The sequence below is a fragment of the candidate division KSB1 bacterium genome (genome assembly GCA_034506335.1).
Taxonomy (GTDB): domain Bacteria; phylum Zhuqueibacterota; class Zhuqueibacteria; order JANLFK01; family Oleimicrobiaceae; genus Oleimicrobium.
On sequence record JAPDPR010000006.1, the window covers coordinates 96,497 to 119,826 of the forward strand.

The 23,330-nt window shown below is 60.1% G+C and carries 28 protein-coding genes; all 28 read left to right on the top strand.

The features are described 5' to 3' along the window. Window positions 1-1,010 (top strand): FprA family A-type flavoprotein (locus ONB25_03810; protein ID MDZ7392015.1); only part of this gene is annotated, 1,010 nt, incomplete at its 5' end. A 25-nt stretch (window positions 1,011-1,035) separates the two neighbouring features. Beyond that, complete coding sequence (locus tag ONB25_03815; GenBank protein ID MDZ7392016.1) at window positions 1,036-1,227, top strand: heavy-metal-associated domain-containing protein; 192 nt, start codon at window positions 1,036-1,038, stop codon at window positions 1,225-1,227. A gap of 69 nt (window positions 1,228-1,296) precedes the next feature. Further along, on the top strand, window positions 1,297-1,836 hold the full coding sequence (locus ONB25_03820) for a ferritin family protein (protein MDZ7392017.1): 540 nt from the start codon (window positions 1,297-1,299) through the stop codon (window positions 1,834-1,836). A 47-nt stretch (window positions 1,837-1,883) separates the two neighbouring features. Continuing rightward, on the top strand, window positions 1,884-2,222 hold the full coding sequence (locus ONB25_03825) for a DsrE family protein (GenBank protein ID MDZ7392018.1): 339 nt from the start codon (window positions 1,884-1,886) through the stop codon (window positions 2,220-2,222). Window positions 2,223-2,296: 74 nt separating this feature from the next. Further along, the gene (locus ONB25_03830) at window positions 2,297-3,250 is read left to right on the top strand and encodes a universal stress protein (protein ID MDZ7392019.1); all 954 of its coding nucleotides are present in this window, start codon (window positions 2,297-2,299) and stop codon (window positions 3,248-3,250) included. A gap of 23 nt (window positions 3,251-3,273) precedes the next feature. Continuing rightward, window positions 3,274-3,726: a ferritin family protein gene (locus ONB25_03835; protein ID MDZ7392020.1), complete on the top strand. Its 453-nt coding sequence runs from the start codon at window positions 3,274-3,276 to the stop codon at window positions 3,724-3,726. A 26-nt stretch (window positions 3,727-3,752) separates the two neighbouring features. Continuing rightward, on the top strand, window positions 3,753-4,457 hold the full coding sequence (locus ONB25_03840; GenBank protein ID MDZ7392021.1) for a superoxide dismutase: 705 nt from the start codon (window positions 3,753-3,755) through the stop codon (window positions 4,455-4,457). Between the two features lie 38 nt (window positions 4,458-4,495). Further along, on the top strand, window positions 4,496-5,185 hold the full coding sequence (locus ONB25_03845; GenBank protein ID MDZ7392022.1) for a molybdopterin-dependent oxidoreductase: 690 nt from the start codon (window positions 4,496-4,498) through the stop codon (window positions 5,183-5,185). 64 nt (window positions 5,186-5,249) lie between these two features. Next, window positions 5,250-5,966 (top strand): ribose-5-phosphate isomerase RpiA, encoded by a 717-nt coding sequence (gene rpiA, locus ONB25_03850; protein ID MDZ7392023.1) that lies wholly within the window; start codon window positions 5,250-5,252, stop codon window positions 5,964-5,966. Next, the gene (rpe, locus tag ONB25_03855; GenBank protein MDZ7392024.1) at window positions 5,960-6,631 is read left to right on the top strand and encodes a ribulose-phosphate 3-epimerase; all 672 of its coding nucleotides are present in this window, start codon (window positions 5,960-5,962) and stop codon (window positions 6,629-6,631) included. Before rpiA ends, rpe begins: the two co-directional genes overlap by 7 nt. A 1-nt stretch (window position 6,632) precedes the next feature. Beyond that, window positions 6,633-7,070 (top strand): SoxR reducing system RseC family protein, encoded by a 438-nt coding sequence (locus tag ONB25_03860; GenBank protein ID MDZ7392025.1) that lies wholly within the window; start codon window positions 6,633-6,635, stop codon window positions 7,068-7,070. A gap of 87 nt (window positions 7,071-7,157) precedes the next feature. Continuing rightward, window positions 7,158-7,805: a peroxiredoxin gene (locus ONB25_03865; protein MDZ7392026.1), complete on the top strand. Its 648-nt coding sequence runs from the start codon at window positions 7,158-7,160 to the stop codon at window positions 7,803-7,805. Window positions 7,806-7,886: 81 nt separating this feature from the next. Then, window positions 7,887-8,048 carry a rubredoxin gene (locus ONB25_03870; protein MDZ7392027.1) on the top strand — a complete coding sequence of 54 codons (162 nt, stop codon included), beginning with the start codon at window positions 7,887-7,889 and terminating at the stop codon, window positions 8,046-8,048. 47 nt (window positions 8,049-8,095) lie between these two features. Further along, window positions 8,096-8,584 carry a ferritin gene (locus ONB25_03875; GenBank protein MDZ7392028.1) on the top strand — a complete coding sequence of 163 codons (489 nt, stop codon included), beginning with the start codon at window positions 8,096-8,098 and terminating at the stop codon, window positions 8,582-8,584. Window positions 8,585-8,630: 46 nt separating this feature from the next. Then, the gene (locus ONB25_03880; protein ID MDZ7392029.1) at window positions 8,631-8,993 is read left to right on the top strand and encodes a class II SORL domain-containing protein; all 363 of its coding nucleotides are present in this window, start codon (window positions 8,631-8,633) and stop codon (window positions 8,991-8,993) included. Between the two features lie 85 nt (window positions 8,994-9,078). Beyond that, window positions 9,079-10,419, top strand: coding sequence for a cytochrome ubiquinol oxidase subunit I (locus ONB25_03885; protein ID MDZ7392030.1), 1,341 nt, complete (start codon window positions 9,079-9,081; stop codon window positions 10,417-10,419). Then, window positions 10,419-11,432, top strand: coding sequence for a cytochrome d ubiquinol oxidase subunit II (cydB, locus tag ONB25_03890; protein MDZ7392031.1), 1,014 nt, complete (start codon window positions 10,419-10,421; stop codon window positions 11,430-11,432). Before ONB25_03885 ends, cydB begins: the two co-directional genes overlap by 1 nt. 51 nt (window positions 11,433-11,483) lie before the next feature. Continuing rightward, window positions 11,484-12,467 carry a dihydroorotate dehydrogenase-like protein gene (locus ONB25_03895; GenBank protein ID MDZ7392032.1) on the top strand — a complete coding sequence of 328 codons (984 nt, stop codon included), beginning with the start codon at window positions 11,484-11,486 and terminating at the stop codon, window positions 12,465-12,467. Between the two features lie 19 nt (window positions 12,468-12,486). Further along, complete coding sequence (locus tag ONB25_03900) at window positions 12,487-12,672, top strand: helix-turn-helix domain-containing protein (GenBank protein ID MDZ7392033.1); 186 nt, start codon at window positions 12,487-12,489, stop codon at window positions 12,670-12,672. A gap of 140 nt (window positions 12,673-12,812) precedes the next feature. Further along, window positions 12,813-14,375: an FAD-dependent oxidoreductase gene (locus tag ONB25_03905; protein MDZ7392034.1), complete on the top strand. Its 1,563-nt coding sequence runs from the start codon at window positions 12,813-12,815 to the stop codon at window positions 14,373-14,375. 162 nt (window positions 14,376-14,537) lie between these two features. Next, window positions 14,538-15,959 carry a dihydrolipoyl dehydrogenase gene (gene lpdA / locus ONB25_03910; protein MDZ7392035.1) on the top strand — a complete coding sequence of 474 codons (1,422 nt, stop codon included), beginning with the start codon at window positions 14,538-14,540 and terminating at the stop codon, window positions 15,957-15,959. Window positions 15,960-16,145: 186 nt separating this feature from the next. Then, a complete protein-coding gene (gene glgP, locus ONB25_03915; protein MDZ7392036.1) occupies window positions 16,146-17,837 on the top strand; it encodes an alpha-glucan family phosphorylase in 1,692 nt (563 codons plus the stop codon). A gap of 84 nt (window positions 17,838-17,921) precedes the next feature. After that, window positions 17,922-18,956 carry a DHH family phosphoesterase gene (locus ONB25_03920; protein MDZ7392037.1) on the top strand — a complete coding sequence of 345 codons (1,035 nt, stop codon included), beginning with the start codon at window positions 17,922-17,924 and terminating at the stop codon, window positions 18,954-18,956. Between the two features lie 155 nt (window positions 18,957-19,111). Then, complete coding sequence (locus ONB25_03925; protein ID MDZ7392038.1) at window positions 19,112-20,314, top strand: PP2C family protein-serine/threonine phosphatase; 1,203 nt, start codon at window positions 19,112-19,114, stop codon at window positions 20,312-20,314. A gap of 37 nt (window positions 20,315-20,351) precedes the next feature. After that, window positions 20,352-21,413 (top strand): magnesium/cobalt transporter CorA, encoded by a 1,062-nt coding sequence (gene corA, locus ONB25_03930; protein ID MDZ7392039.1) that lies wholly within the window; start codon window positions 20,352-20,354, stop codon window positions 21,411-21,413. 39 nt (window positions 21,414-21,452) lie between these two features. Beyond that, window positions 21,453-22,217, top strand: coding sequence for a DUF432 domain-containing protein (locus ONB25_03935; GenBank protein MDZ7392040.1), 765 nt, complete (start codon window positions 21,453-21,455; stop codon window positions 22,215-22,217). After that, entirely contained in the window at window positions 22,214-23,074 is an 861-nt protein-coding gene (locus ONB25_03940; GenBank protein ID MDZ7392041.1) for a mechanosensitive ion channel family protein, read from the top strand. Before ONB25_03935 ends, ONB25_03940 begins: the two co-directional genes overlap by 4 nt. Continuing rightward, on the top strand, window positions 23,061-23,330 hold a 270-nt coding region (locus tag ONB25_03945; protein ID MDZ7392042.1), incomplete at its 3' end, for a heavy-metal-associated domain-containing protein. The genes ONB25_03940 and ONB25_03945, both read left to right, overlap by 14 nt.

Sequence of the window (23,330 nt, forward strand, 5' to 3'; positions counted from 1 at the left end):
TGGGGCGGATCCGTCAGGTCATCGACCCGGCCAGGATCGATTACATTGTCTGCAATCATGTGGAAATGGACCATTCGGGGAGTATTCCGGCGCTGACCGAGGTCGCGCCCGGCGCGCAAATCATCGCCTCACCCAATGGGGAGAAGGGCTTGCGTGCGCACTTTCGGCTGCCCGCGAACTATCGCGTGGTGCAGTCAGGGGAGCGCATCAGCCTGGGGAAGCGGTCGTTGCAGTTCTTCCACACGCCCATGGTACACTGGCCCGACTCGATGGTGACGTACATGTCAGAGGAAGAGATTCTTTTTTCGAATGATGCCTTTGGGCAGCACTTGGCAACTGCTTCGCGCTACGACGATGAGGTGGGATGGGACGTCGTGCACCAACAGGCCGCCAAGTACTACGCAAACATCGTGTTCCCGTACGGCGAACAGGTGAACCGGGCGTTGCAGCTATTGCAGGGCGTCAAGGTCCACACGATCTGCCCCAGCCACGGCGTGATCTGGCGCAAGCACGTGGCGGACATTGTGGCAGCCTACAAGGGTTGGGCGTCGCACGAGACCCCTGCCCGTGCATTGGTGGTCTATGACTCCATGTGGGGCTCCACAGCGAAGATGGCGAAGGCACTCGCTTCCGGGCTAGAGCAAGCCGGTGTGCCCGTGACAGTGCGGAATTTGGAGACAACCCACATCTCGGATGTGATGACGGATGTACTGGGCGCGCGGCTTATCCTGGTCGGGTCGCCGACTTTGAACAACGGACTCTTGCCCTCGGTGGGTCAGTTTCTCATCTACCTAAAGGGTCTGCGGCCGCGCAACAGACTGGGTTTTGCCTTCGGCTCCTACGGGTGGGGAGGTCAGGCAGTCGCGGAAATTGAGCAAGTGTTTGCGGCACTGGGATGGCAGGTGCCGGTGCCAGGCGTCCGCGTACAGTGGGTGCCAGAGGAGGCGCAGCTGGCACAACTCAAAGAACAGGGGCGCACCCTGGGCTTGAGTGTGGTTAGGCAAAAATAAGGGGGCTGGTCTCTGGGAGTCAGCCATGAAACTAGAGCTCTTCGTTCGGGACATAAGTTGTGGTCATTGCAAGATGCGTATCGAAAAGCGGGTGAGCGTGCTGCCTGGAGTGAGAAAGGTGGAGGTGGACGTGGCGAGGAAGATGGTGTCGGTTGAAGGTGAAGTAGATACGGAACTGGTGAAACGCGCCATTGCGGAACTGGGGTATAGCGTGTGAGGTCGGGCACATGGCGAATCTAGGGCGAGGGGGTTCCTCGGTTGTGTAGAGAAGCGAGGAGGTATTGCTATGGACGGTGCACGTGAGGAGCTGGAGGCATTGGGCCTGGCGCTGAAGATGGAAGGGGACGGACGACAGTTCTTTCTTGCCGCGAGGGATCGTGCCGGCCATCCCCTTGCCAAAGAAACCTTTGCCTATTTGGCCGATTGGGAGCTGGAACACATCAGCATCATCCAGCACTTCTACGCATCGTTGCGGGACCGGGGAGAGTGGACCTCTGCCGCCCATCTTGAGGGCAAGAGGGGAGAGGCAATCGCCACGTTCCGAACCTTGTTTCGTGCCGCTCGAGAGCGGTTGGAGGAAACAGTCGCGGCAGACGCCGACGTGCTCCAGGCGTATCGGCTGGCGCTCGGGATGGAAGACAAGTTAATTGTCTTTTACCGGAATCGCGCGGAAGCGGCGAAGGAGCCACTGGCAAAGCGGTTTTACGGCTTCATGGTGGACCAGGAACGAGAGCACCACCTCATTCTTGACAATTCACTCCGCTACTTGGAAAACCCCGCCCAATACCACGCCGACGAAGAAGACTGGATGTTTGACGGCGGGTAATCGGTATGGTTGGATTCTAACAACCAGAGGAGGAACCTTTGAGGAAAGTGGCGTTGTTTGCCTTCACCGGCGAGGCCCCTTGTGTGGCCCACGTTCTGCTCAACGCTCTTGACATGAAGCGGCGCGGCTATGACGTGAAGGTGGTTCTCGAAGGGAAGGCCACCCAGCAAGCAAAGCTTCTGGTCGAAGAGGGGAGGCCGTTTGCCAATCTCTATCGGGCGGCAAAGGAGCAGGGCCTCATTGATTGTGTATGTCAGGCCTGCGCAGCGGTCTCCGGCAGTCTGGAGGCGGCCATTGAGCAGGGCCTTGCCGTGTGTGATGAAATGTCCGGCCATCCCAGCGTCGCACGCTACCTGGAGGCGGGCTACGAAGTGCTCATCTTTTGATGACCCGCAACGGGGCGTGAAAGTGATCCCCTGCCACCCGGCGTGACGTTCCTCCGAAGTCGAGGAGGTGTAAGATGATTGCCATTCGACGCATCTTGTTTCCTACGGATTTTTCGTCGTGCGCTGACCAGGCCCTTGACTATGCGCTCAGGCTGGCGCGGCAGTACCAGGCCGAGCTACATGTGTTGCACGCGACGGTGTTGCATGAGGATGACCCTCACCATCCGGCGCACCACTTGCCTGACGTGGCTGCCTTGCGGGCCCGGCTGCGCGAGTTAGCCGAGGCAGATATGAAGGCGGCCGTTGCCGCGCACAAAGGAGGGGACCTCAAGGTCAAGACGGCACAAAGGTTTGGCATTGCTGCCGCCCCTACCATCTTAGAATATGCTGAGGACAAGCGCATCGACCTCATCGTCATGGGTACGCATGGGCGAAGAGGTCTTGGCCGCCTTTTCCTTGGAAGCGTGGCGGAGGAGGTGGTGCGCCATGCCTCCTGCCCAGTCCTGACCGTGCGCGGGAAGGACAAGGCGCGCAAGCCTCGCCCCCTGAAGCACATTCTCGTGCCGGTGGATTACTCACCTCATGCCCTTTTGGCTTTGCGCTACGCCATGGAGCTGGCGCAGCCGACGCAGGCACGGGTGCACCTGCTTCACGTCGTCGAGGAGACGGTTCACCCTGCCTTTTACGCCACGGGAAAGACTTCTATCTTCGACTTTGTGCCGGACATCCGGCGCAGGTCCATGCAGGCCATGAGGGAACTTGTGGCAAAGGCTAAGGGGCCGGAGACCAAGACTGCTTTGCATGTGGCCGAGGGCAGGGCTGCCGGCGAGATCGTCACATGGTGCGAAACCCATCCGGTCGACCTCCTGGTAATCGCCACGCATGGCTTGACAGGTCTTGAGCACCTTCTGCTCGGCAGCGTCACGGAGAGGGTGGTGCGCACAGCGCCGTGCCCGGTGTTCACGGTCAAGCCCTTCGGCAAGTCCTTGCTGAAAAAGCAAGGCGGATCGGCGAGGCAGGAAAAGTAGTGCATCCAGAGGCTGGAGGCAATATGACAAGAGAACAGTTCGAGGAGGCGATCCGTTTTGCGGTGGAAAAGGAGGAAGAGGCAGCAGCCCTTTACGAGAGCGCGCAGAAGGTGACGGTAACCGAAGTCGGGAAGAAGACGTTTGCCGAATTTGCCGCAGAGGAGCGCAAGCACAAGAAGATGTTGCTCGAGCTGCGCCTTGAAGGGCTCAAACAGAGGACGGTGGCGACGGTGCCCAACCTGAAGATCAGCGACTATCTGGTTGATGTAGAGTTTAGGCCGGACATGAGTTACCAGGACATGCTCATCTTGGCGATGAAGCGCGAGGAGCTCTCCCTTCGCCTCTACACCGATCTCCAGGACCGCGCAGGGGATGAGCAACTGCGGAATCTGTTCTCCTTGCTGGCCCAGGAAGAGGCGCGGCACAAGCTCCGGCTGGAGACCCTTTACGACGAAGAGATCTTGCGCGAGAACTGAAAGTGTTCATTTGTGCGGAGGGAAAGATGGCCGTGAATCGGCGGGAATTTTTCCGAGTGGCCGCTGCAGGCGGTATGAGCGTGCTCGTGCCGAGCATTTCGCGGGCTGCGCAACGAGAACGGGGTGTGAGTATAGGGGGCCACGAGCTACCCCCGCTCCCCTATCCATACGACGCCCTTGAGCCAATCATCGATGAGCAAACCATGCGGCTGCATCATGACATGCATCACGCAGCGTACGTCAAAGGGCTGAACGAGGCCGAGCGCTTGCTGGCAGAAGCAAGGGGCAGCGGCAACTTTCAATACATCAAACACCTGGAGCGCGAGGTAGCCTTCCACGGTTCAGGGCATATTCTCCACAGCCTATTCTGGCAGAACCTTTCGCCTCGTGGTGGCGGCATGCCGAAAGGCAGACTCATGAAGGCCATTGTACGTCGATTCGGCAGTTTCGATGCCTTTAAGGCCCAGCTCAGCGCTGCCAGCAAGGCCGTCGAAGGGAGTGGTTGGGGAGTGTTGGCCTATGTTCCTTTCTTTGGCACGCTCGAGGTGCTGCAGGCGGAGAAACACCAGGACTTGACGCAATGGGGCGCCGCCCCCCTGTTGGTGATCGACGTCTGGGAGCACGCGTACTATCTGAAGTATCAGAATCGCCGCGGCGAATACGTTGACAAGCTGTTTGACATCATCAACTGGGAAGATGTGGCGGAGCGTTTTGCCCAGGCGGCGAAATAGGGATTGAATGTGCAAGGGGGAGCTGAGGAAGGACGCACATGCGATACGTGCTTCAACGGATGCTGATGGGAGCCATCATACTGGTGCACCTGACAGGGGTGGCCGTATCCCAGCGCCCGCGGGTCCACGATGTAACCACCATGGCGACCCCGCGCGGTGGCCGGCTGCGGCCGGCAGACAAAGGGCCGGTCCGCAGCGCTTTGGGGGTGCCCAAGGTGAAGCTCTCCGAGTACCGCCTCACCGTTACCGGAGAAGTGGACACCTCGCTTGTCCTCACATGGGAGGATATTCTTCGCCTTCCTGCTGTTTACTCGGACACGATTCTGCTTTACTGCGTCGAAGGATGGGAGGTGTGGGGTAATTGGAAGGGTGTCCGGGTGAAGGACCTGTTGCGCAGGGTCGTTCCACGGCCGGAGGCTGCTTTCGTAGTTTTTCACTGCCTGGACGGCTATTCCACCTGCCTGCCGGTTTCCTACCTTGAGAAGTACGACGCGCTGCTGGCCTATGAGGTGAATGGTCGACGCCTTAGACCGGAAACCGGCTTTCCTGTGCGCCTGGTGGCCTTTGGCAAGTATGGCTACAAGTGGGCAAAGTGGGTGCACAAGCTGGAGCTCGTGCGCGAGCCGGTTAAGGGCTATTGGGAGCAACGGGGGTACACAGATGAGGCGAACGTGCCGCTTGAGAGGCGGCGAAGGTATGAAGGCCCCGATGCTCAACGGATTGAGTAAGGGCGTGACGTTCATAGATCTTTCGGGAGCGCGTGGATGATGCGAGCGAACATGAGGGGATGAAGTGAGAACCAGCTCCGAGGACCTGAAACGGAAAGCCGGTGAGTTCGCGGTCCGCTTCGTAGAATCTGGGATGGTGGTGGGTTTGGGGCATGGCAGTACCGCTGTCCATGCGGTGCGCCTGTTGGCAGCGAAGCTGAAGCGTGGAGAATTGCGCGATATTGTGGGCGTGCCCTGTTCGCGCGCAGTTGAAGAAGAGGCAACGAGGCTGGGTATCCCCCTGGGTACGCTGGAGGACCATGGGGTGGTCGATCTCACCATTGACGGCGCAGATGAGGTCTCGCCAAGTCTGGACGTGATCAAGGGTGGGGGTGGGGCGCTCCTGCGGGAGAAGATCGTCGCGCAAGCCACACGGCGCGAGGTCATCGTGGTCGATGAGTCGAAACTCACGCGGGTGCTTGGGCGGGGGCCGTTGCCTGTGGAGGTGATACCGTTTGGATGGAAAACCCACCTGTCTTTTCTGGAATCTCTCGGGGCACAAGCTAAACCGCGTCAAGCTGCGGACGGGAGGTTTTTTCGCACGGATCAAGGTAACCTTATTCTGGACTGCCTTTTTCACGAGGGGATCCAGGAACCTGAGCGCATTGCCGCGGCGTTGGACGCGCGGGCGGGCATCGTCGGGCACGGCCTTTTCCTGGGTTTGGTGACGGACGTGGTGGTGGCCACGCAGACAGGCATCAGGCACTACACGAGGGAAGCGGAGGGAACACAGGCATGGTAAAGATCGAGGCATCGATCCTGTCGGCGGACCTGACGCGATTGGGCCAGCAGGTGCGGGAGGCCGAGGAGGCTGGCGCGGACAGCATACAGATCGACATCATGGATGGCCGCTTTGTGCCAAACATCACCTTTGGCGCAAACGTGGTGAAGGCGATTCGTCCTTTGGTGCGCATACCCTTAACCGTGCACTTCATGATTCTTGAACCGGAGCGCCACCTGGCAGACTTTGCGGAGGCCGGGGCCAACCGTCTCATCGTTCACCAGGAGACTTGTCCCCACCTGCACCGCACTCTGGCGCTGATTCGCGAGCTTCAGCTCAGTGCCGGTGTAGCCATTAACCCGGGCACTCCTCTGGCGGCCATCGAGGAGGTGTTAGACGGCGTGGATGTGGTGCAAGTGATGACCGTGAACCCCGGTTGGGGTGGACAGCAGTTCTTGCACGGGCAGTTGGACAAAATCCGCCGGCTGCACGCCACCCTGCAAAAGCGAGGACTGCAGGTGGCCATTGCTGTGGACGGTGGCGTCGACTGCAGCACTGCGCCACAGGTGGTCCAAGCCGGGGTCACGATCCTTGTCGCTGGGGCGAGCATCTACAACCAAAAGGCCTCTGTGCGCGAAAACGTGGCGCGGCTGCGCCAGAGCTGTCTCCCTGCCCGGAGAGTGTGAGATGGGCGCCGAAAGAGTGCATCAGCCAGGCGAGCCGGAGGTGGGCACCGTTGTGTCGCTCAAGGGGAAAAGAATGCTCGTGCGCTTGCCCGCCCGGCAGCAATGCGCATCTTGCGGCGCGCGCCACCTTTGCACCGTGACCAACGAGGAGGCCAGGGAGCTCATCCTTCCTAATACCGTCGGCGCGCGGGCCGGAGAGACCGTGGAAGTCGTGGTGCAACCCACTGTGAAGCTGGCGGGCGCGTTTCTTGTCTTCACCGTGCCCGTCTTGTTGGGGCTCGTGGGTTATGGTGTGGGACGATTGCTGTTCGGTGCCGAGAAGCCAGCGGTGGTGGCTACTATGGGCGGGTTTGTGTTGGGGTTGGTGGTGGCCTGGGTGGTCGATCGTCTAACGGAAAACCGTCGTGAGTCGCCGGTGCGCGTGCGCCGGCTTGGTTAGAAAAGGTTTGTAACCATTTCTCGGGCTGTGCATCTAACAAACGAGTGTTCCAAGAACTGTTGACAAAACCCTAAAGGAGGCGTAGTTATGGAAGGACGTATGCCACTAATTGGAGACCCAGTGCCTGAGTTTGAGGCACAGACCACCAAGGGTTACATTCACTTCCCAAAGGACTATGCGGGCAAATGGGTGGTTCTTTTCAGCCACCCTGCCGACTACACGCCGGTGTGTACCACTGAGTTCGTGGGTTTTGCTAAGCGCTACGAAACGTTCAAGTCCTTGAATGCCGAGTTGATCGGTCTTTCCATCGACCAAGTTTTCTCGCACATCAAGTGGACCGAATGGATCCGCGAGCGGCTCAACGTCGAGATTCCGTTCCCCATCATCGCGGACAACACCGGAGCGATTGCCCAGAAGTTGGGAATGCTGCATACAGTGGGCCACGGCACGCAGACTGTGCGGGCCGTGTTCTTCATCGACCCGAAGGGGGTCATCCGGGCCATGCTCTATTACCCCCTGTCCAACGGCCGCAACATGGACGAGATCGTACGTCTGCTGAAGGCGCTGCAGACTACTGACCAGTACAAGGTGGCTACCCCCGCCGATTGGCCCAACAACGACTTGATCGGCGACAAGGTGATCGTGCCGCCACCTACCAGCGAGCAGGAGATCGCCGCCCGCAAGGGCAAGTACGAGTGCTATGACTGGTGGTTCTGCTACAAGCCTCTATCCTAAAGAAGTTAGGGAGCGTGAGCGGGTTATGCAACCCGCCTCGCCTCGTGCTACGAAGGATGAACGTGGAGTAAGGAGGGGCTTATGGACAAATACGTCTGCCAAGTGTGTGGCTATGTCTACGATCCAGCCCAGGGCGACCCGGACAGTGGTATTCCACCGGGAACGCCATTCGAGAACCTTCCCGACGACTGGGTGTGCCCTGCCTGCGGCGTGGGCAAAGACATGTTCGAGAAGGCTGAGTAACCCCACGATGAGTTCCGAGGCTTTTGTTTGGATGAGGGAGACGACAGATGGTTAGCAAGAAAATGGAAGAGGCGCTGAACAGGCAAGTCAACCGGGAGATGTATTCGGCCTACTTGTATCTGTCCATGGCAGCCTTTAGTGAGCACATTGGCCTGAAGGGCTTTGCCCATTGGTTCGAGGCGCAGGCGAAGGAAGAAATGGGCCACGCAATGCGCTTCTACCGCTACGTGTTCGACCAAGGAGCAAAGGTGACCCTAGAGGCAATCGAGAAGCCACCTGCCGACTTCGGGTCTGCCCAGGCGATGTTCGAAAAGACACTTGAGCACGAGAAGGCGGTTACCAAGATGATCACCGACCTCATGGAACTGGCGGTGGCCGAAAAGGACCATGCCACCCAGGTTTTTCTCCACTGGTTCATCAGCGAACAAGTGGAAGAAGAGGCTCATGCCGCCGAAATCTTGGGCAAGCTCAAGTTTGTAGGCGAGCACCCCAACGGGTTGTTCATGATTGATCGCGAATTGGGGGCCCGTCAATGACTGCGGGCCTTTGAGGTGAACAGTGACAAACCAGTCGAGGTGAGCAATGGCACGTTTTGCTGACTTCGTCAACCCTCCGGAAAAGGAGGGAAAAGAAAAGCATGTTCCGGTCATCGAAGCCCCGGCCACGGTGAAGAGTGGCGAGCCGTTCACTGTCAGCGTCATCGTCGGCAAGGATGTGCCGCATCCGAATACGGTGGAGCACCACATTAAGTGGATTCAGGTCTATGCGGCCATCGAGGGGCGGCCCAATGTTGTGCACGTGGCCACATTTGACCTCGGGCCGACCTTTGCAGAGCCGAAAGTGACTTTCGTGATGAAACTGGAAAAGAGCGCCACACTTCTGGCACTGGAGTACTGTAACATCCACGGTGTGTGGGACAATTCGGTCCAGATAAAAGTGCAGTAGGCGCGTCAGGGTAGCCTATTCAGCAGGCGACAGGGCGGCTCATGATGGTGGACTGCCCTGTCGCCAGTTATAGCGGAGGGCTGGCGTGAATGCAGTGTTGTTGGCGCGGCTGCAGTTCGCCCTGGCAGTAGGGTTCCACTTCTTTTTTCCTCCCCTTACGTTTGGTCTTTCGCTGGCAATTCTCATCGCAGAGGCCATACACCTGCGGCACAAGGATCAAGTGGCCCGGGTGGTCGTGGACTTTCTTGTACGGCTGCTGGGATTAGTATTCGTCCTTGGTACCGCCACCGGCATTACTTTGGAGTTCTCATTCGGTACCAACTGGTCGCAATACTCCCGCTTTGTGGGGGATGTGTTTGGTGCCCCCTTGGCAGCGGAAGGAGTATTTGCTTTCTTCCTGGAGTCGGTGTTCTTGGGGGTGCTGGTGTTTGGGCGTAACCGCGTCCCGGCGCGTGCGTATTGGTGGGCGGCGTTTTTGGTCTTTTTTGGCGCGCATCTTTCCGGGCTCTGGATCATCATCGCCAATTCGTGGATGCAGACTCCCGCCGGCTTTGAAGTCCAGGGCGGGAGGGCTGTACTCACCGACTTTTGGGCTGCGGCACTGAATCCGTCAACGCTGATTCGCTACGTGCATACGGTGGCGGCCGGGTGGATCACTGGTTCGTTGTTCGTCGCCGCAGTAGGGGCTTATTACCTGTTACGCCGGCGTCACGAGCATGAAGCGAGGCTGATGTTGCGCGTGGCTTTGCCCATCTTCATCGTGGTCTCCTTCGGGCAGGTGTTGTTGGGGCACCAGCATTCAGTGCAGGTGGCCCACACTCAGCCCGAGAAGCTGGCCGCATTCGAGGCTTTGTGGGAGGGACAGAGCAATGCTCCTTTGGCCTTGTTTGGGGTGCCGGTTTCTGCGCACAAGAAGACCTACCTTTACGTAGGCATTCCAGGGTTGCTAAGCTGGTTGGTGCATGGGGACAGCAGTGCACGCATCCCTGGGTTAGAGGACTTTGCTGTGGGAGAGCGTCCTCCGGTTTTTCTCCCCTTTGTTTCCTACCACATCATGATCGCCCTCGGCTTCTGGTTCGTTGCAATGGCGCTTGCCGCTTTGGTATTGATGGCCCAGCGGCGCGTGTACGGAGCGCGCTGGTTCCTGTGGGCTTTGCTCGTTTCGGCACCATTGCCGCATATGGCCAACCAGTTTGGCTGGATCGCCGCGGAGGTGGGCAGGCAACCCTGGGTGGTGTATCGCATCCTCAGGACGGCAGATGCTGCCTCGGTGGTGGTCGGTGCGGGGCACGTGTTGGTGAGCTTGCTCGGGTTCATCGTGATTTATCTCCTGCTGTTTGTGGTCTTTGTGCGTATCTTGGCCAGACTCGTTGCGGAAGGGCCGCGAGGAGAACACTTTCCTGGCGGCGCTGGACGAGGTGAGTGATGCCTATGCTGGAATTGCTGCAGGTGACCTGGTTCGTGCTCGTTGGCGCGCTGCTCGCCGGGTACTCGATACTCGACGGCTTTGATCTGGGCATCGGAATACTTTTCCCTTTTTTGGGAAAGAAGGAGGAGGAGAGGCGCGTACTCCTGCGGAGTATTGCCCCGGTGTGGGACGGCAATGAAGTGTGGCTTCTGACAGGAGGGGGAGCGCTTTTCGCCGCCTTTCCACACGTGTACGCGACCGTGTTCAGCGGTTTCTACGCACCTTTGATGCTCACGCTGTGGGCGCTCATCTTTCGCGCGGTGGCGCCAGAGTTCCGCAGCCACGATCCAAAGCGCGCTGGGCTTTGGGACCGAGCTTTTGTGGCTGGGAGTGTCCTGCCGGCTTTGCTTCTGGGTACGGCTTTGGGCAATGTGATAGCGGGTATCCCCCTGGACGAGCGTATGGAGTATGCGGGAAGCTTTCTCACCGTGCTGCGACCGTTCCCCTTATTGGTGGGTCTGCTGGGGGTGGCAGCATGCGCACTGCAAGGGAGTACCTACGCTGCTTTGAAGACGGAGGGCGCGTTGCAGGAGCGTGCGGTCAAGGCAGCACGGATGGTGCGCATCGGGTATGCGTCGCTGTTTGTGGCGGCAGGGGTTGCCGCGGGTTTCGCCGTGCCCGAGGCGGTCGAAAAGCCTTTGGCGTGGGTTGGGGCAGCCGTCGCGATGGCGTGCCTATGGCTCGTTGGCGCTCAGCTTAGGAGGGGGCGGTTTCGTGCCGCCTTTTGGTGTTCCTCGGCGGCGTTTCTCGCCCTTTGGTTGATCGTGGGCGCCATTCAGTTCCCCTACCTTGTGCGGGCAAGTGGCGATAACGGCCTTGGCCTTACCGCGTACAATGCATCGTCTGGCCTGTTGACGCTGCAGGTGATGACGCTCATTGCTTTGGTGGGGATGCCCGTGGTCATCGGCTACACCATTTACGTGTACCGCGTGTTTAGAGGCCCGGTTAGAACCGAAGAGGCGGGCTACTGAGAGAGCTTGTGGGCAAAGGCTTCTTGAGACGAAACAACGAGGAGGGAGTCAATGGCTGATTTCTCAACCACGTACATGGGGTTGGCTCTGCCCAATCCGTTCGTGGTGGCCAGCTGCCGGTTAACCGCAACCTTAGAGGGCATCCGGCGGTGCGAAGAGGCTGGGGCCGGAGCGGTTGTGCTCAAATCCCTGTTCGAAGAACAGATCGATGTGGACACCAGGGAGTTAGAGGCGCAGAGCTGGCTGACCGGACACGCGGAGGCCTTTGAGTACGTGCGAGGCATGGGCATGGCATTGGGCCCGCGGGAGTACGTGACACTCATTGAAGAGGCAAAGAAGGCGGTGAGCATCCCCATCATCGCCAGCCTCAATTGCGTGGAGGGGAGGTGGTGGGGCGAGTACGCGGCGCAACTGGCCTCCGCAGGTGCCGATGGCATAGAGCTGAACATCTCTCTCATACCCGCAGACACACGGCGTACCGCCGCGGAGGTGGAGCAGCACTTCTACGAGGTCGTTGACCAGGTGAAGGCAAAGGTGACGGTGCCGCTGGCGGTGAAGATCGGTCCTTACTTCACCTCGCTCCCTCATGTGGCCAAGGAGTTGGCCGACAGAGGCGCGGCCGCCTTGGTCCTTTTCAACCGGTTCTACCAAATGGATATCGATGTGGAGCGCCTGACCATCGTGGCGGGAAATCGACTCAGCTCCCCGGAGGAAATTCACCTCCCGTTGCGCTGGATTGCCCTGCTGGCCGGGCGCTTCGACACGGATTTAGCCGCCTCAACCGGCATCCACGACGGAAAGGGCGCGGTGAAAGCGTTTCTGGCAGGAGCCAAGGTGGTGCAGCTGTGCTCCACGCTGTACAAGAACGGCCTGGCCCAAATCGGGCGGATCCGCCAGGAAGTGGAAGCCTGGCTGCAGTCGCACGGCTACCACTCGGTGGAGGAAATCCGCGGTCTTCTGAGCCAGGAGAGGAGTGAGAAACCGGAGCTTTACCTGCGGCTCCAGTACATCAAGGCACTAACCGGAATTGAGTGAGAAAGAAGGAGGAAGGATGATGGCAGACAACAAGGTGAAGGTGCTTGAGGCCTTGAAGAAGGCGGGCAAGCCTATGAGGCCCGCCGACATCGTGACGGCAACCGGGCTTCCGAAAGAGGAGGTGGCAAAGCTCCTGAAAGAGCTCAAGAAAGAGGGCAAGATTACTTCGCCAAAGGCATGCTTTTACGCACCTGCCGGCAAGTGAGGCTGTGGGTCGAGGGGAGCGGGAGCCATTGCCTGTACGACCTTGACCCCGTGGAGTGACGGGGTACGATCACTATGTGCCGGTTCAAGCAACTTGCCGCTGCGGGTGTCCGATTGGACTAACAAGACCCGGAGGCATAGATGAGCGAGCAGAGGCACAGGGCCTGCGCTCTGAGCGAATTGACTCCAGGAACGCCGAAGGCCATGAGAGTGGGGGACAAAGAGGTGTTGCTTGTTCGCCTCGGTGATGCTGTTCACGCCTGCGGAGGGGAGTGCTCGCACTATGGGGCTCCGCTGGCAGAAGGGTTCGTAGCCGGGCATGAAGTAGTCTGTCCTTGGCACAATGCCCGGTTCGACCTGCGCAGCGGTGCGGTCGTGGCTCCTCCGGCGTTAGATGACCTCGCCGCGTATGATGTGGAAGTGGAAAACGGGGAGGTCTACATCCGCCAACGGGCCCCGGTGAGGAAGGCCCCTGCAGTGGGTAAGAAAAAGACGGTCCTCATAATCGGGGCGGGAGCCGCAGGGGAGGCAGCAGCGGAAACACTTCGGCGTGAAGGTTTTGCCGGACGGGTGGTAATGGTCACCCCAGAGCACGACCTGCCGTACGACCGACCTAACCTTTCCAAGGATTTTCTTTCCGGCAAGGCAAAGCCGGAATGGCTTCCACTGCGCAGTGAAAAGTTTTATGCCGAACACGAGATCGAGGTGCTCACCGGCACGGAGGTGACAGCACTCGACTTCAAGGGGCGGACGGCGCACCTTGAGCCGAGTGGACAATTGTCATTCGACTTTTGCCTGGTGGCCACAGGCGGAAAGGCCCGCCGTCTTTCGGTCCCGGGTGCGGAGTTGGCGGGCGTGTTTACCCTGCGGAGCCTGGCCGACGCCCGGGCAATCGTCGCAGCGCTGGAGCACGCCAAGACCATGGTGGTGGTCGGTGCGGGGTTTATCGGCCTGGAGGTAGCCTCTGCGGTGCGCAGCCGCGGCGTGGCGGTGGAAGTAGTGGCCCCAGAGCCGGTGCCCCTGGGCGCAGTCCTTGGCGACGGGGTGGGCAGGTGCCTGCAGAGTTTGCACGAGGAGCACGGGGTGCGCTTTCACTTGGGGTGCACCGTGCAGGAGCTGCGTGGAAACGGCTCCGTGAGTGAAGTGGTCCTGTCCAATGGCCAGCGTCTCCAGGCAGAAGTGGTCATCGTTGGCATCGGGATTACGCCTGCGCTGGACTTTCTCGCTGGTTCGGGGCTGGTCGAGAAGGGGGCGCTGCCGGTGAACCACCGCCTGGAGACCACAGTGCCCGGGATCTTTGCCGCCGGTGATGTAGCGGCTGTGCCAGAGCCGAGCACCGGCGCGCGCTACCGCGTGGAACATTGGGCTGTCGCGGAACGGCAGGGGCAGCACGCAGCCCGAGCAATGTTGGGCAACCCGACCCCCTACGCGGAAGTGCCATTTTTCTGGACGCGACAGCACGGGATTTCCCTGAAGTACGCCGGCTATGGGCAGGCCTTTGATGCCGTCCTCTATCGCGGCGATGTTCACAGTCGGCGGTTCCTGGCGGGGTACTTCTCGGGAGGGCGACTGGTGGGCGTGGCGACCATGGGGATGGGCGAGCAGTTTGCCGCTGTCGAGGCCCTGCTCCGGAAAAGGATCGCCATAACGCCCGAACAATTCCGGGACCCCGGTGTGGACTTTGCGGCGCTGGCCGGGGTGTGAGATTGCGGGGAAGCTGATGGCTCAGTGGCCCCAGTCTGCGGACCTGGGGCTGGTGTCCTCCGCGCGCGAGTGGCAACGAGGTTTCGTTCTCCGCCAGACGTTCGGTCAGGATTGGTGGTAGCTTACCGATAGCTTGTATTCTGGTTAGAGAGGAGGTTGAGGATGTCGGAGGAGCGGACCCAGGTGGCGGTAGTCGGTGCAGGGCCTGGTGGATATGCCGCCGCCTTTCTGGCCGCGGATCTTGGCTTGCAGGTCACGCTCATTGACCCGGAGCGTAACCCTGGAGGCGTCTGCCTGTACCGCGGGTGCATCCCTTCCAAGGCGCTTCTGCACGTTGCCAAGGTCATCCGCCTGGCAAGGGAGGCGTCCCAGTGGGGAGTGGAGTTTGCCTCGCCACGAATAGATCATGCCAAAGTGCGGGCATGGAAAGACGGCGTGGTAGAAAAACTCACTGCGGGATTGGGCATGTTAACCCGACAGCGTAAGATCCGCTACGTGCAGGGAATGGCGGAGCTACGGGACGCGCACACGTTGGTGGTGCGCACCGCGGAGGGCAGCACCCAGGCGCTCCTGTTCGACCACGCGATCCTTGCTACCGGCTCACGCGCGGCTGCGGTGCCTGGGTTACAGCTGGAGTCGCCGCGCCTGTGGGACTCCACGGCAGCTTTGGAACTGCGGTGGGTGCCCAAGACGCTGCTGGTAGTGGGCGGAGGCTACATCGGCTTGGAGCTGGGCAGTGTCTACGCCGCCTTGGGGAGCCGCGTTTCGGTAGTGGAGATGATGCCGGAGCTCCTGCCTGGCACCGACAAGGACCTGGTGGCAGTGTTCAAGCGCTCGGCAGAAAAGCTATTCGAGGAGATAATGCTCGAGACCACCGTGGCGCGCATGGTGGAGGTCGACGGGGGCATTCAGGTGACCTTTGAGGGCACAAATACCGCGCGCCGAGAGGGGACGTACGAGGCGGTACTCATCGCGGTGGGGCGCAAGCCTAATTCTCAGGACCTGGGTTTGGAACACACGAAGGTGGAATTGAACCGGGGAGGGTTCGTGGCGGTTGACGCCCAGCGCCGCACTGCAGAACCCTCGCTTTTCGCCATAGGGGATCTGGTGGGAGGGCCCATGTTGGCCCATAAGGCGTCGCACGAGGGGAGGGTCGCGGCTCAAGTGATCGCCGGTCAGGAGGCGACGTTCGACCCCCATGCCATCCCGGCTGTGGTGTACATCGACCCCGAAATCGCATATTGTGGGTTGACCGAAACACAAGCTGCCGCAGAGCAGCGGGCAGTGGAGGTGGCCAAGTTCCCGTGGGCGGCATCCGGGCGGGCGCTGACTATGGGCAGAAGCGATGGCCTGACCAAGTTGCTCATTGACTCGACTAGCGAAAAGGTGATGGGTGTTGGCCTGGTGGGCCCGGAAGCAGGAGAGCTCATCGCCGAAGCGGTGCTCGCCATCGAAAAGGGGGTTTTGGCCTCCGACCTGGCCAGGGCCATCCATCCGCATCCGACCCTTTCAGAGACGCTCATGGAGGCGGCGGAGGTTTTCTACGGTCTGAGCACCCACATCTACCGACCGAAGCGAAAATGAGGCCAACGCCTGAGGGCATGGCCGCACCGGAGACGGCGGGGCAGAGAGATTCTTCTTGCAAAGCTCCGCCGTTTGTTGTATTTTGACAGAAGGCAATCAAGGCAGTGGGCAACATGTGGGCTCAGTCGTGCACAAGCGTGCCGTGCCTGAGCTGGTGAGGGTGTGCAGAAAAGGGCAAGGAGCACCATGGCCAGAGAAGTCGTGGCATACTTTTCGATGGAGATTGGTCTGGAGCAAGAGATCCCCACGTACAGTGGAGGACTAGGGGTGCTGGCAGGCGACACCATTCGCTCGGCGGCCGCCATGCGTGTGCCTCTGGTGGCGGTAACGTTGCTCCACCGCAAAGGCTACTTCCGCCAGGAACTTGACGGACAGGGCCGCCAGGTGGAGCGTCCTGTGGAGTGGGATGTGGAAGACCACCTGGTGGAGACTAAGGCCCGCGTACCTCTGACCATCGAGGGCAGGACGGTGTACGTCCGGGCCTGGAAATATGTGGTGCGCGGCCCCAGCGGTTTTGATGTGCCCGTCTTCTTCCTGGACACCGACCTGCCGGAGAACAACGATTGGGACCGAACCCTGACACACTACCTTTACGGTGGCGATGCGTACTACCGCTTGTGCCAGGAGGCCATTCTAGGTATCGCCGGTGTACGCATTCTGCGGGCACTAGGCTACCAACGGGTTATTCGCTACCACCTCAACGAAGGGCATGCTGCCTTGTTGACTCTCGAATTGCTGGCGGACCGCATGCGGGAGCACGGGAGAACCCGGCCGGCAGAAGAAGACATCGAAGCGGTGCGACGACTTTGCGTCTTTACGACCCACACGCCTGTACCCGCCGGTCACGACAAGTTTGATTTGGGCTTGGTGCAGCGTGTGCTGGGGGCACACGAAGCCATGCAGAGCCCGGAGCTCTATTCCCACGAGGGCGTGCTGAACATGACCTTTCTCGCCCTCAACCTCAGCCACTACATCAACGGTGTGGCGAAGCGCCACCAGGAGGTTTCCCGGCACATGTTCGCGCAGTACACCGTTGACTCAATTACCAACGGTGTGGACGTGGGCAGGTGGGCAGCACCCCCATTTCAGGAGCTCTTTGATGCCTACATTCCGGGTTGGCGGGAGGATAACTTCAGCCTTCGCTACGCCCTGAGCATCCCCCGCGCGCGCATCTGGGAGGCGCACCAGGAGGCGAAGCGCCGCCTCATCGACCGCGTCAACGAGGAGACAGGTGCGGGTATGTCTTACGATACGTTCACTCTTGGCTTTGCTCGCCGGGCCACCGCCTACAAGCGGGCTGATCTGATCTTCCGTGACCCCGAGCGGCTGCGGCAGATGGTGGCGAAAGTCGGGCCCCTGCAAATCGTCTTCGCTGGCAAGGCTCACCCCCGCGATGAAGAGGGCAAACAACTCATCGTGCGCATCTTCCAGGCAAAAGAGCAGCTCAGGGACGTGGTGCGCGTTGCGTACATGACCAACTATGAGATCGAGTTAGCCAAGCTCATGGTGGCAGGCGTAGATGTGTGGTTGAACACACCGATCCCACCCCTCGAGGCATCGGGCACAAGCGGCATGAAGGCGGCGGTGAACGGCGTGCCTTCGCTAAGCATTCTGGACGGCTGGTGGATCGAAGGGTGCATCGAAGGCAAGACTGGGTGGGCCATTGGCTGCCCCGCATTGGGCACCTCGGTGCCCGACAATCCCGACGCCGACGCCGCTGCACTGTACGACAAGCTGGAAAAGGTGGTCATGCCTCTGTTCTACAAGAAGCGCAAGGATTTTCTGGAAGTGATGGCCCATGCCATTGCCTTGAATGGGTCGTTTTTCAACACGCAGCGCATGGTGCTGCAGTATGTGCAAAAGGCCTACTTCTTGTGAGAGGCGGCGTACTGGACCCTGGTGCCCTCCGGCCCAGCTGTTTCTCCTGACCACGCCAAGGTGACAAAGGAGAAGGATCCCGCTATGGGTCAAGAGCTGAAAAGGGAAGCGCTGGAGCAGTTGGACGCTTTGTTTGCAGGCCAGCAGACCCTCCTGGTGGTCACCCACAGCAATCCTGATCCCGACGCGCTTGCCAGCGGCATGGCGCTGAGTTACGTGGCTGAACGCCGCTATGGGGTGCACGCCACGTTTGCCTACGAAGGATTCGTATGGCGGGCGGAGAACAGGGCGTTGGTGCGCGAACTCCAGCTTCACCTGAAGAAGGCCAGCACGGTGTGGGGGCGAGAATTTGATCGTGTTGCCCTGGTTGACGCGCAACCCGGCGCCGGCAACGTGAATCTGCCGCAGAGTCTCGCTACTCACTTAGTTATCGACCACCACGCCCGGGGGCGTGGGCTGCAAGCAGAGGTGGCCTTTGTGGACTCAGAAGTGGGGGCGACAGCCACCTTGCTGGTGGAGCTTGTCCAGGCGGCCGGCCTGCCCTTTCCCTCGGACCTTGCCACCGGTCTGACGTATGCTATCCGCTCGGAGACCCAGGACCTCGGTCGCGAGACCTCTTTGCGGGATGTGCGGGCCTACTATGCCGTGCTGCCCCTTTCTAGTGCGCGGAAGTTGGCGCGCATCGTCCACCCCAAGCTTCCCAGGTCCTATTTCGCCATTCTGGCCCGCACCCTGGCTCGGGCCCGCACGTTTCGCCATCTGATCGTAGCCAACATCGGCGAGGTGCCAGGACCGGACGCGGTCGCCGAGATGGCTGACATGCTCCTCCGCTGCTCCAGAGTCAGCTGGTCGCTGTGTACTGGACGGTTCGGCGGCAACCTCGTCGTTTCCGTCCGCGCTTCCTCACCTCGTGCGCAAGCAGACAGGCTGGTCAAAAGCCTGGTTCTCGATCGTCGCAACGCCGGAGGGCACGGTACCTTTGCTGGCGGCGTGATCCCCCTGGGGTCCAATCCCGATAAAGCAGAGGAGATCGAAGAGCGGCTATGCCGCGAATTCGCGCGGAGGCTTGGTCACGACGTGAGCGAATGGCGGCCTCTGGTGCCTGGGGACGGCGCGTGATCTGGGACGTCTCCAGTCCAGAGATGGAGAAGAAGAGGGTCGAGCTCTCGGGAACATCGAATGGGAGGTACTGGTAGAAGCCACACAGAAGCTAGCCGCATTAGTGACACTGTGAAGGAATGCCGCTTGGAGGAGCAACTGGAGCGCGGGATCACATGGCGGAACCGAAGTCTTTCTATCGTGAGCTAGATGCCATTCTGGGCAAAATCCGCATTGGCAAGCGCGGGGAGAACTTTCTTTCGCAGATCCTCGCGGAATTGACCGAGCGCTTTGGCGACGCGCTGCAGTTATCTTCCAGCCACCTCTATGAGTTGCGGGGCAATGAGTTCGTGTTGCTGAAGTCCTATCGGGCGTTCGGAGACAGGCGCATTGCCGCTCGCCTGGCGGCGGACAACGAGGCGGTACGCCGTATCGTAGGGAATGGCAGCTTCATATTCGACGACCCTGCACTGGCCCGACTGCTGCAGTCGGAACCTGGCGCCGGACAGTACGCAGTCCCCGCAGGTATCTATGTGCACAGCTCCGATCGGCAGTGGCTATTCATCTTTGAGCTGAAGAGCGGATGGGTGCGGGAGGAGGTGCTCCTTTTTCTCAACGCAGTGCGCATGGCCCTGAACTACCGCTTGTTCGCCGAGACGCTGAACACAGAGCTCCAGCAGGCCGCTCGGATCCAACAGAGCCTTCTGCCAAAAGGGACACCACAGGTGAACGGCTATGAGATAGCCGGCTGCTCCAGACCCGCCGAACTAGTGGGCGGCGACTTTTACGACTTTTTCCAGTTTGACGAAGATAGCTTTGGGGTTGCGGTAGGCGACGCTAGCGGCCATGGCCTGGTTGCCGCGCTCCTGACCAGGGATGTGGTAGTGGGGTTGCGGATGGGCTTGGCCAAGGAGATGCGCATCGTGCACACTCTGGAAAAGCTCAACCAGGTCATGCAGGCGGCTGCCTACCCTACCACGTTCGTCTCTCTCTTCGTCGGCGAGGTGGAATGGGATGGGCACTTTTTCTATGTGAACGCCGGCCACCCGCCACCCTTCATCGTCTCGGACGGTGAGTACAAAGACTTGCCCGCGACAGGGGTGCCGCTGGGTTTTCTGCCCCAACTGCAAGCCAATCGCGCCTACGCCTACCTGGAGCGAGGGTCGGTGCTGGTGGTGTACAGCGATGGCATCATCGAACGCGTTAACAGTGAGGGCGAACAGTTTGGCATCGCGCGACTGAAGGAGTTGGTGCGCGAGCAGCGGGGGTCGTCGGCGCAGGACATCGTGCGCGTGGTGTTCGAGAGGGTCTTCGAGTTCGGCAATCGGACGCCGTGGGAAGACGACGCCACTCTTGTAGTAATCAAGCGGGCGGCATAGTTAACGGCATTCGACGCAGGGCAAGGAGAGGCTTGCCATGACAAGACGCGTGGTCAAACGGTCGAGCAAAATCGGGCTGCCCCCGGGTACGATCGTGCACATCGGCGAGCAGAAGGTGGCCCAAGTCAGCATCGAGACGGTGGACTATGACCGGAACAGGTGTCGGCTCACTAGAGGGGTCTCGGCAGCCCAAGCAGGGCCACCGCGGGGAACTTTGCACCGCTGGGTCACAATCACCGGGCTGCAAGACCACGAGCTGTTGGCAAAGATCGGAAGTATGTGGGGTATCCACCCACTGGTCCTCGAAGACGTCGCCAATACCCACCAACGACCAAAAATTGACCTCTATGAAGACTACCTGTTTCTCGTGCTCCGCCTTGTAGATTATCTCGGTGGAGGCAACGGCCTGCTTAGCGAGCAGGTGAGCCTCATCCTCTGCCGCCAAGGGGTCCTGACATTCCTGGAGCGCCCCACGGACGTGTTCGCGCCGGTACAGGAGCGCTTGGTAAATGCGAAGGGGAGGCTGCGCACCAGCGGCCCCGACTACCTTTTCTACGCTGCTATCGACGTGCTCGTTGACCGCCACTTCCTTGTCTTGGAAAAGGTGGCCGAAGAGATCGAGGCGCTCACCGAGGTTGTGCTAGCAGAAGAGGGTCCTTCGCCCATCGAGGCGATTCATCGGCTCAAGACCGATCTGCTGAATCTGCGCAGAGAGGTGTGGCCGTTGCGCGAAGTAATAGGTTCCTTGGCCCGCGGCGAATCGCCTTGCATCACCGACGTCACCCGCGTCTATCTGCGCGATGTCTACGACCACACCGTGCAGATTGCCGAAAGCATCGACAGCTACCGGGAGATGGTCACCAGCTTGTTAGAGATCTACCTCTCTTCCTTGAACAATCGTATGAATGAGGTCATGAAGATGCTGACCATCATCGCCACCATCTTCATTCCTCTCTCCTTTATTGCCGGCGTTTATGGCATGAACTTCGCGAACATGCCGGAATTGCAGTGGCGATGGGGGTATCCAGCAGTGCTGGCGGTGATGGCGGTGGTCACGGCGGTGATGCTCTATCACTTTCGCCGCCGGCGCTGGTTATAGAGGAATCCTTGGGCAGCACGTGGCGGTGCGGAGGAGCAGATGAAAGGAAGAACAAAGGAGGCAGTCTCGGGTTCACGTAAGGGGAAGAAACCTTCGCTTTACGGCCGTTTTCCGCTGCCAGTGGAGCTGCAAAGTGATTCCGTGCGGGTGGCTGCCATGCCTGAGGGGGAGGTGGTCCACTACCGCCGCGAGGCTCCGTGCGGTGTGGTTGAAAAGACCGTGGTGACCAGTGGTGGCCGTCTCATCGTCAATCCTGTAGAACCGGTGAATCTGCCGCAGTCGATCTCCACCACGCTCCTGCTGCACTTCGTCAGACCGGTGGTGGTAGAACCTAAGGGGCGCGTGGTACTTTTTTTGACCTTTCCCATCGAGGTGGGAGTGTTTATCGCGCGACAGCAGGCGGTTGAGATGCTGGACGTCTTCTGTTTGCTGCCAAGTAAGTTTACACTCTACGGTCCCCAAGGCGGAGGGCGTGTGTGCAAGTACTGGCGCAGCAAGGTGAGCTTTGTCCCGCCCACTGTGAAGCCACTGGAGGAAGGAGTCCTTGCGCTCACCGTCACTAACGCCACGCCGCGGTGGGTGGAGGTCAACCGGGCGGTGTTTCACGCGCACGGGATGAAGCTCTTCTTCGGCAGTGCCCTTGTCGCAATGCAGGCGGAGATGAGGATTACGGCAGCGGACATGGCTGAGACCCAGTTTGTGGACCGGCCACTCCATGAGGGAATGAAGAAGTCGCTAGAGGTATATCGAGCCCGAAAGCTATCCACGGCCATGACGAGGTTTATGATGGAGTACGGCCTATGAAGCCAGGCCTGACACTGGTTGGCGGTATCACCCTTTTCGAACTGGTGGGGGCGGTGTTGGTTTTCATCGCCGCCGTCGCCGGCGGAAAGGTCATAGCACTCAGCTTGCGCAGGTCGCTGCGCGAGAAGGTCGCCGCCCACTATCTGGACATGGTGGCAAAGGTCGCTTACTATCTCGTGGTCGTAGGGGGGCTGTTGTGGGCGCTCTCCATTTTGGGCGTTGGCTTGTCAGGGCTGCTGGTCGCCGGCGGCGTAGCCGGTCTGGTTGTGGGGTTCGCCAGCCAGCAGATCGTGGGAAACGTGATTTCTGGCCTGTTCCTGATGGTGGAACGGCCTGTCAAGATCGGCGACCAGGTGAACATCGAGGGAACGGCGGGGTTTGTGGACGACATCAGGATCATCTCCACCACGATTCGCACTTACGATGGGCTGATGGTCCGTATGCCGAACGAGAAGGTTTTTACCTCCAACATTACCAACTACGTGGCTCTCGCGTGCCGGCGCATCGACTATACGGTGGGCATCCGTTACCGCGACGACGCGGAGGTGGCCATCGGCGCAATCAAAGAGGTCTTGAACGAGCATCCCTATGTGCTCGTGGAACCGACACCCCAAGTGTTCGTGGAAAGCTTCGGCGAAAGTGCGGTCAACTTGACGGTGCGCTTTTGGTCGCCAGTTTCCACCTGGTATGCCACACGTAGCGAACTCCTATGGCGCATCAAGCAGGCGCTGGAGGCGAAGGGCATTGAGATCCCCTTCCCGCAGCGAACGGTGTGGTTTGGCAGTGACCAAGAGGAGTCATCGAGGAGTCAGAAGCAGGTAAGCAGGTTGCGGAAGGGCAGAGGTGAAAGAGCTTGACCTACAGCTGACCGGCATGACCTGTGCCGTCTGCGCGAAGACAGTGGAGCGGGCTCTGCGGGAAGTGCAAGGCGTTGAGTCGGCTGCGGTCAGTCTGGCTAGCGAGCGCGCGCGGGTGCTGTACGATGAGAGCAAGGTGCAGGGACGTGCACTCGTCCGCGCGGTTGAACGGGCCGGGTACGGCGTCGTGCAGGAGGAGCTCACCGTCCGAGTGGGTGGCATGAGCTGCGCCATCTGCGCGAAAGCTATTGAGGGC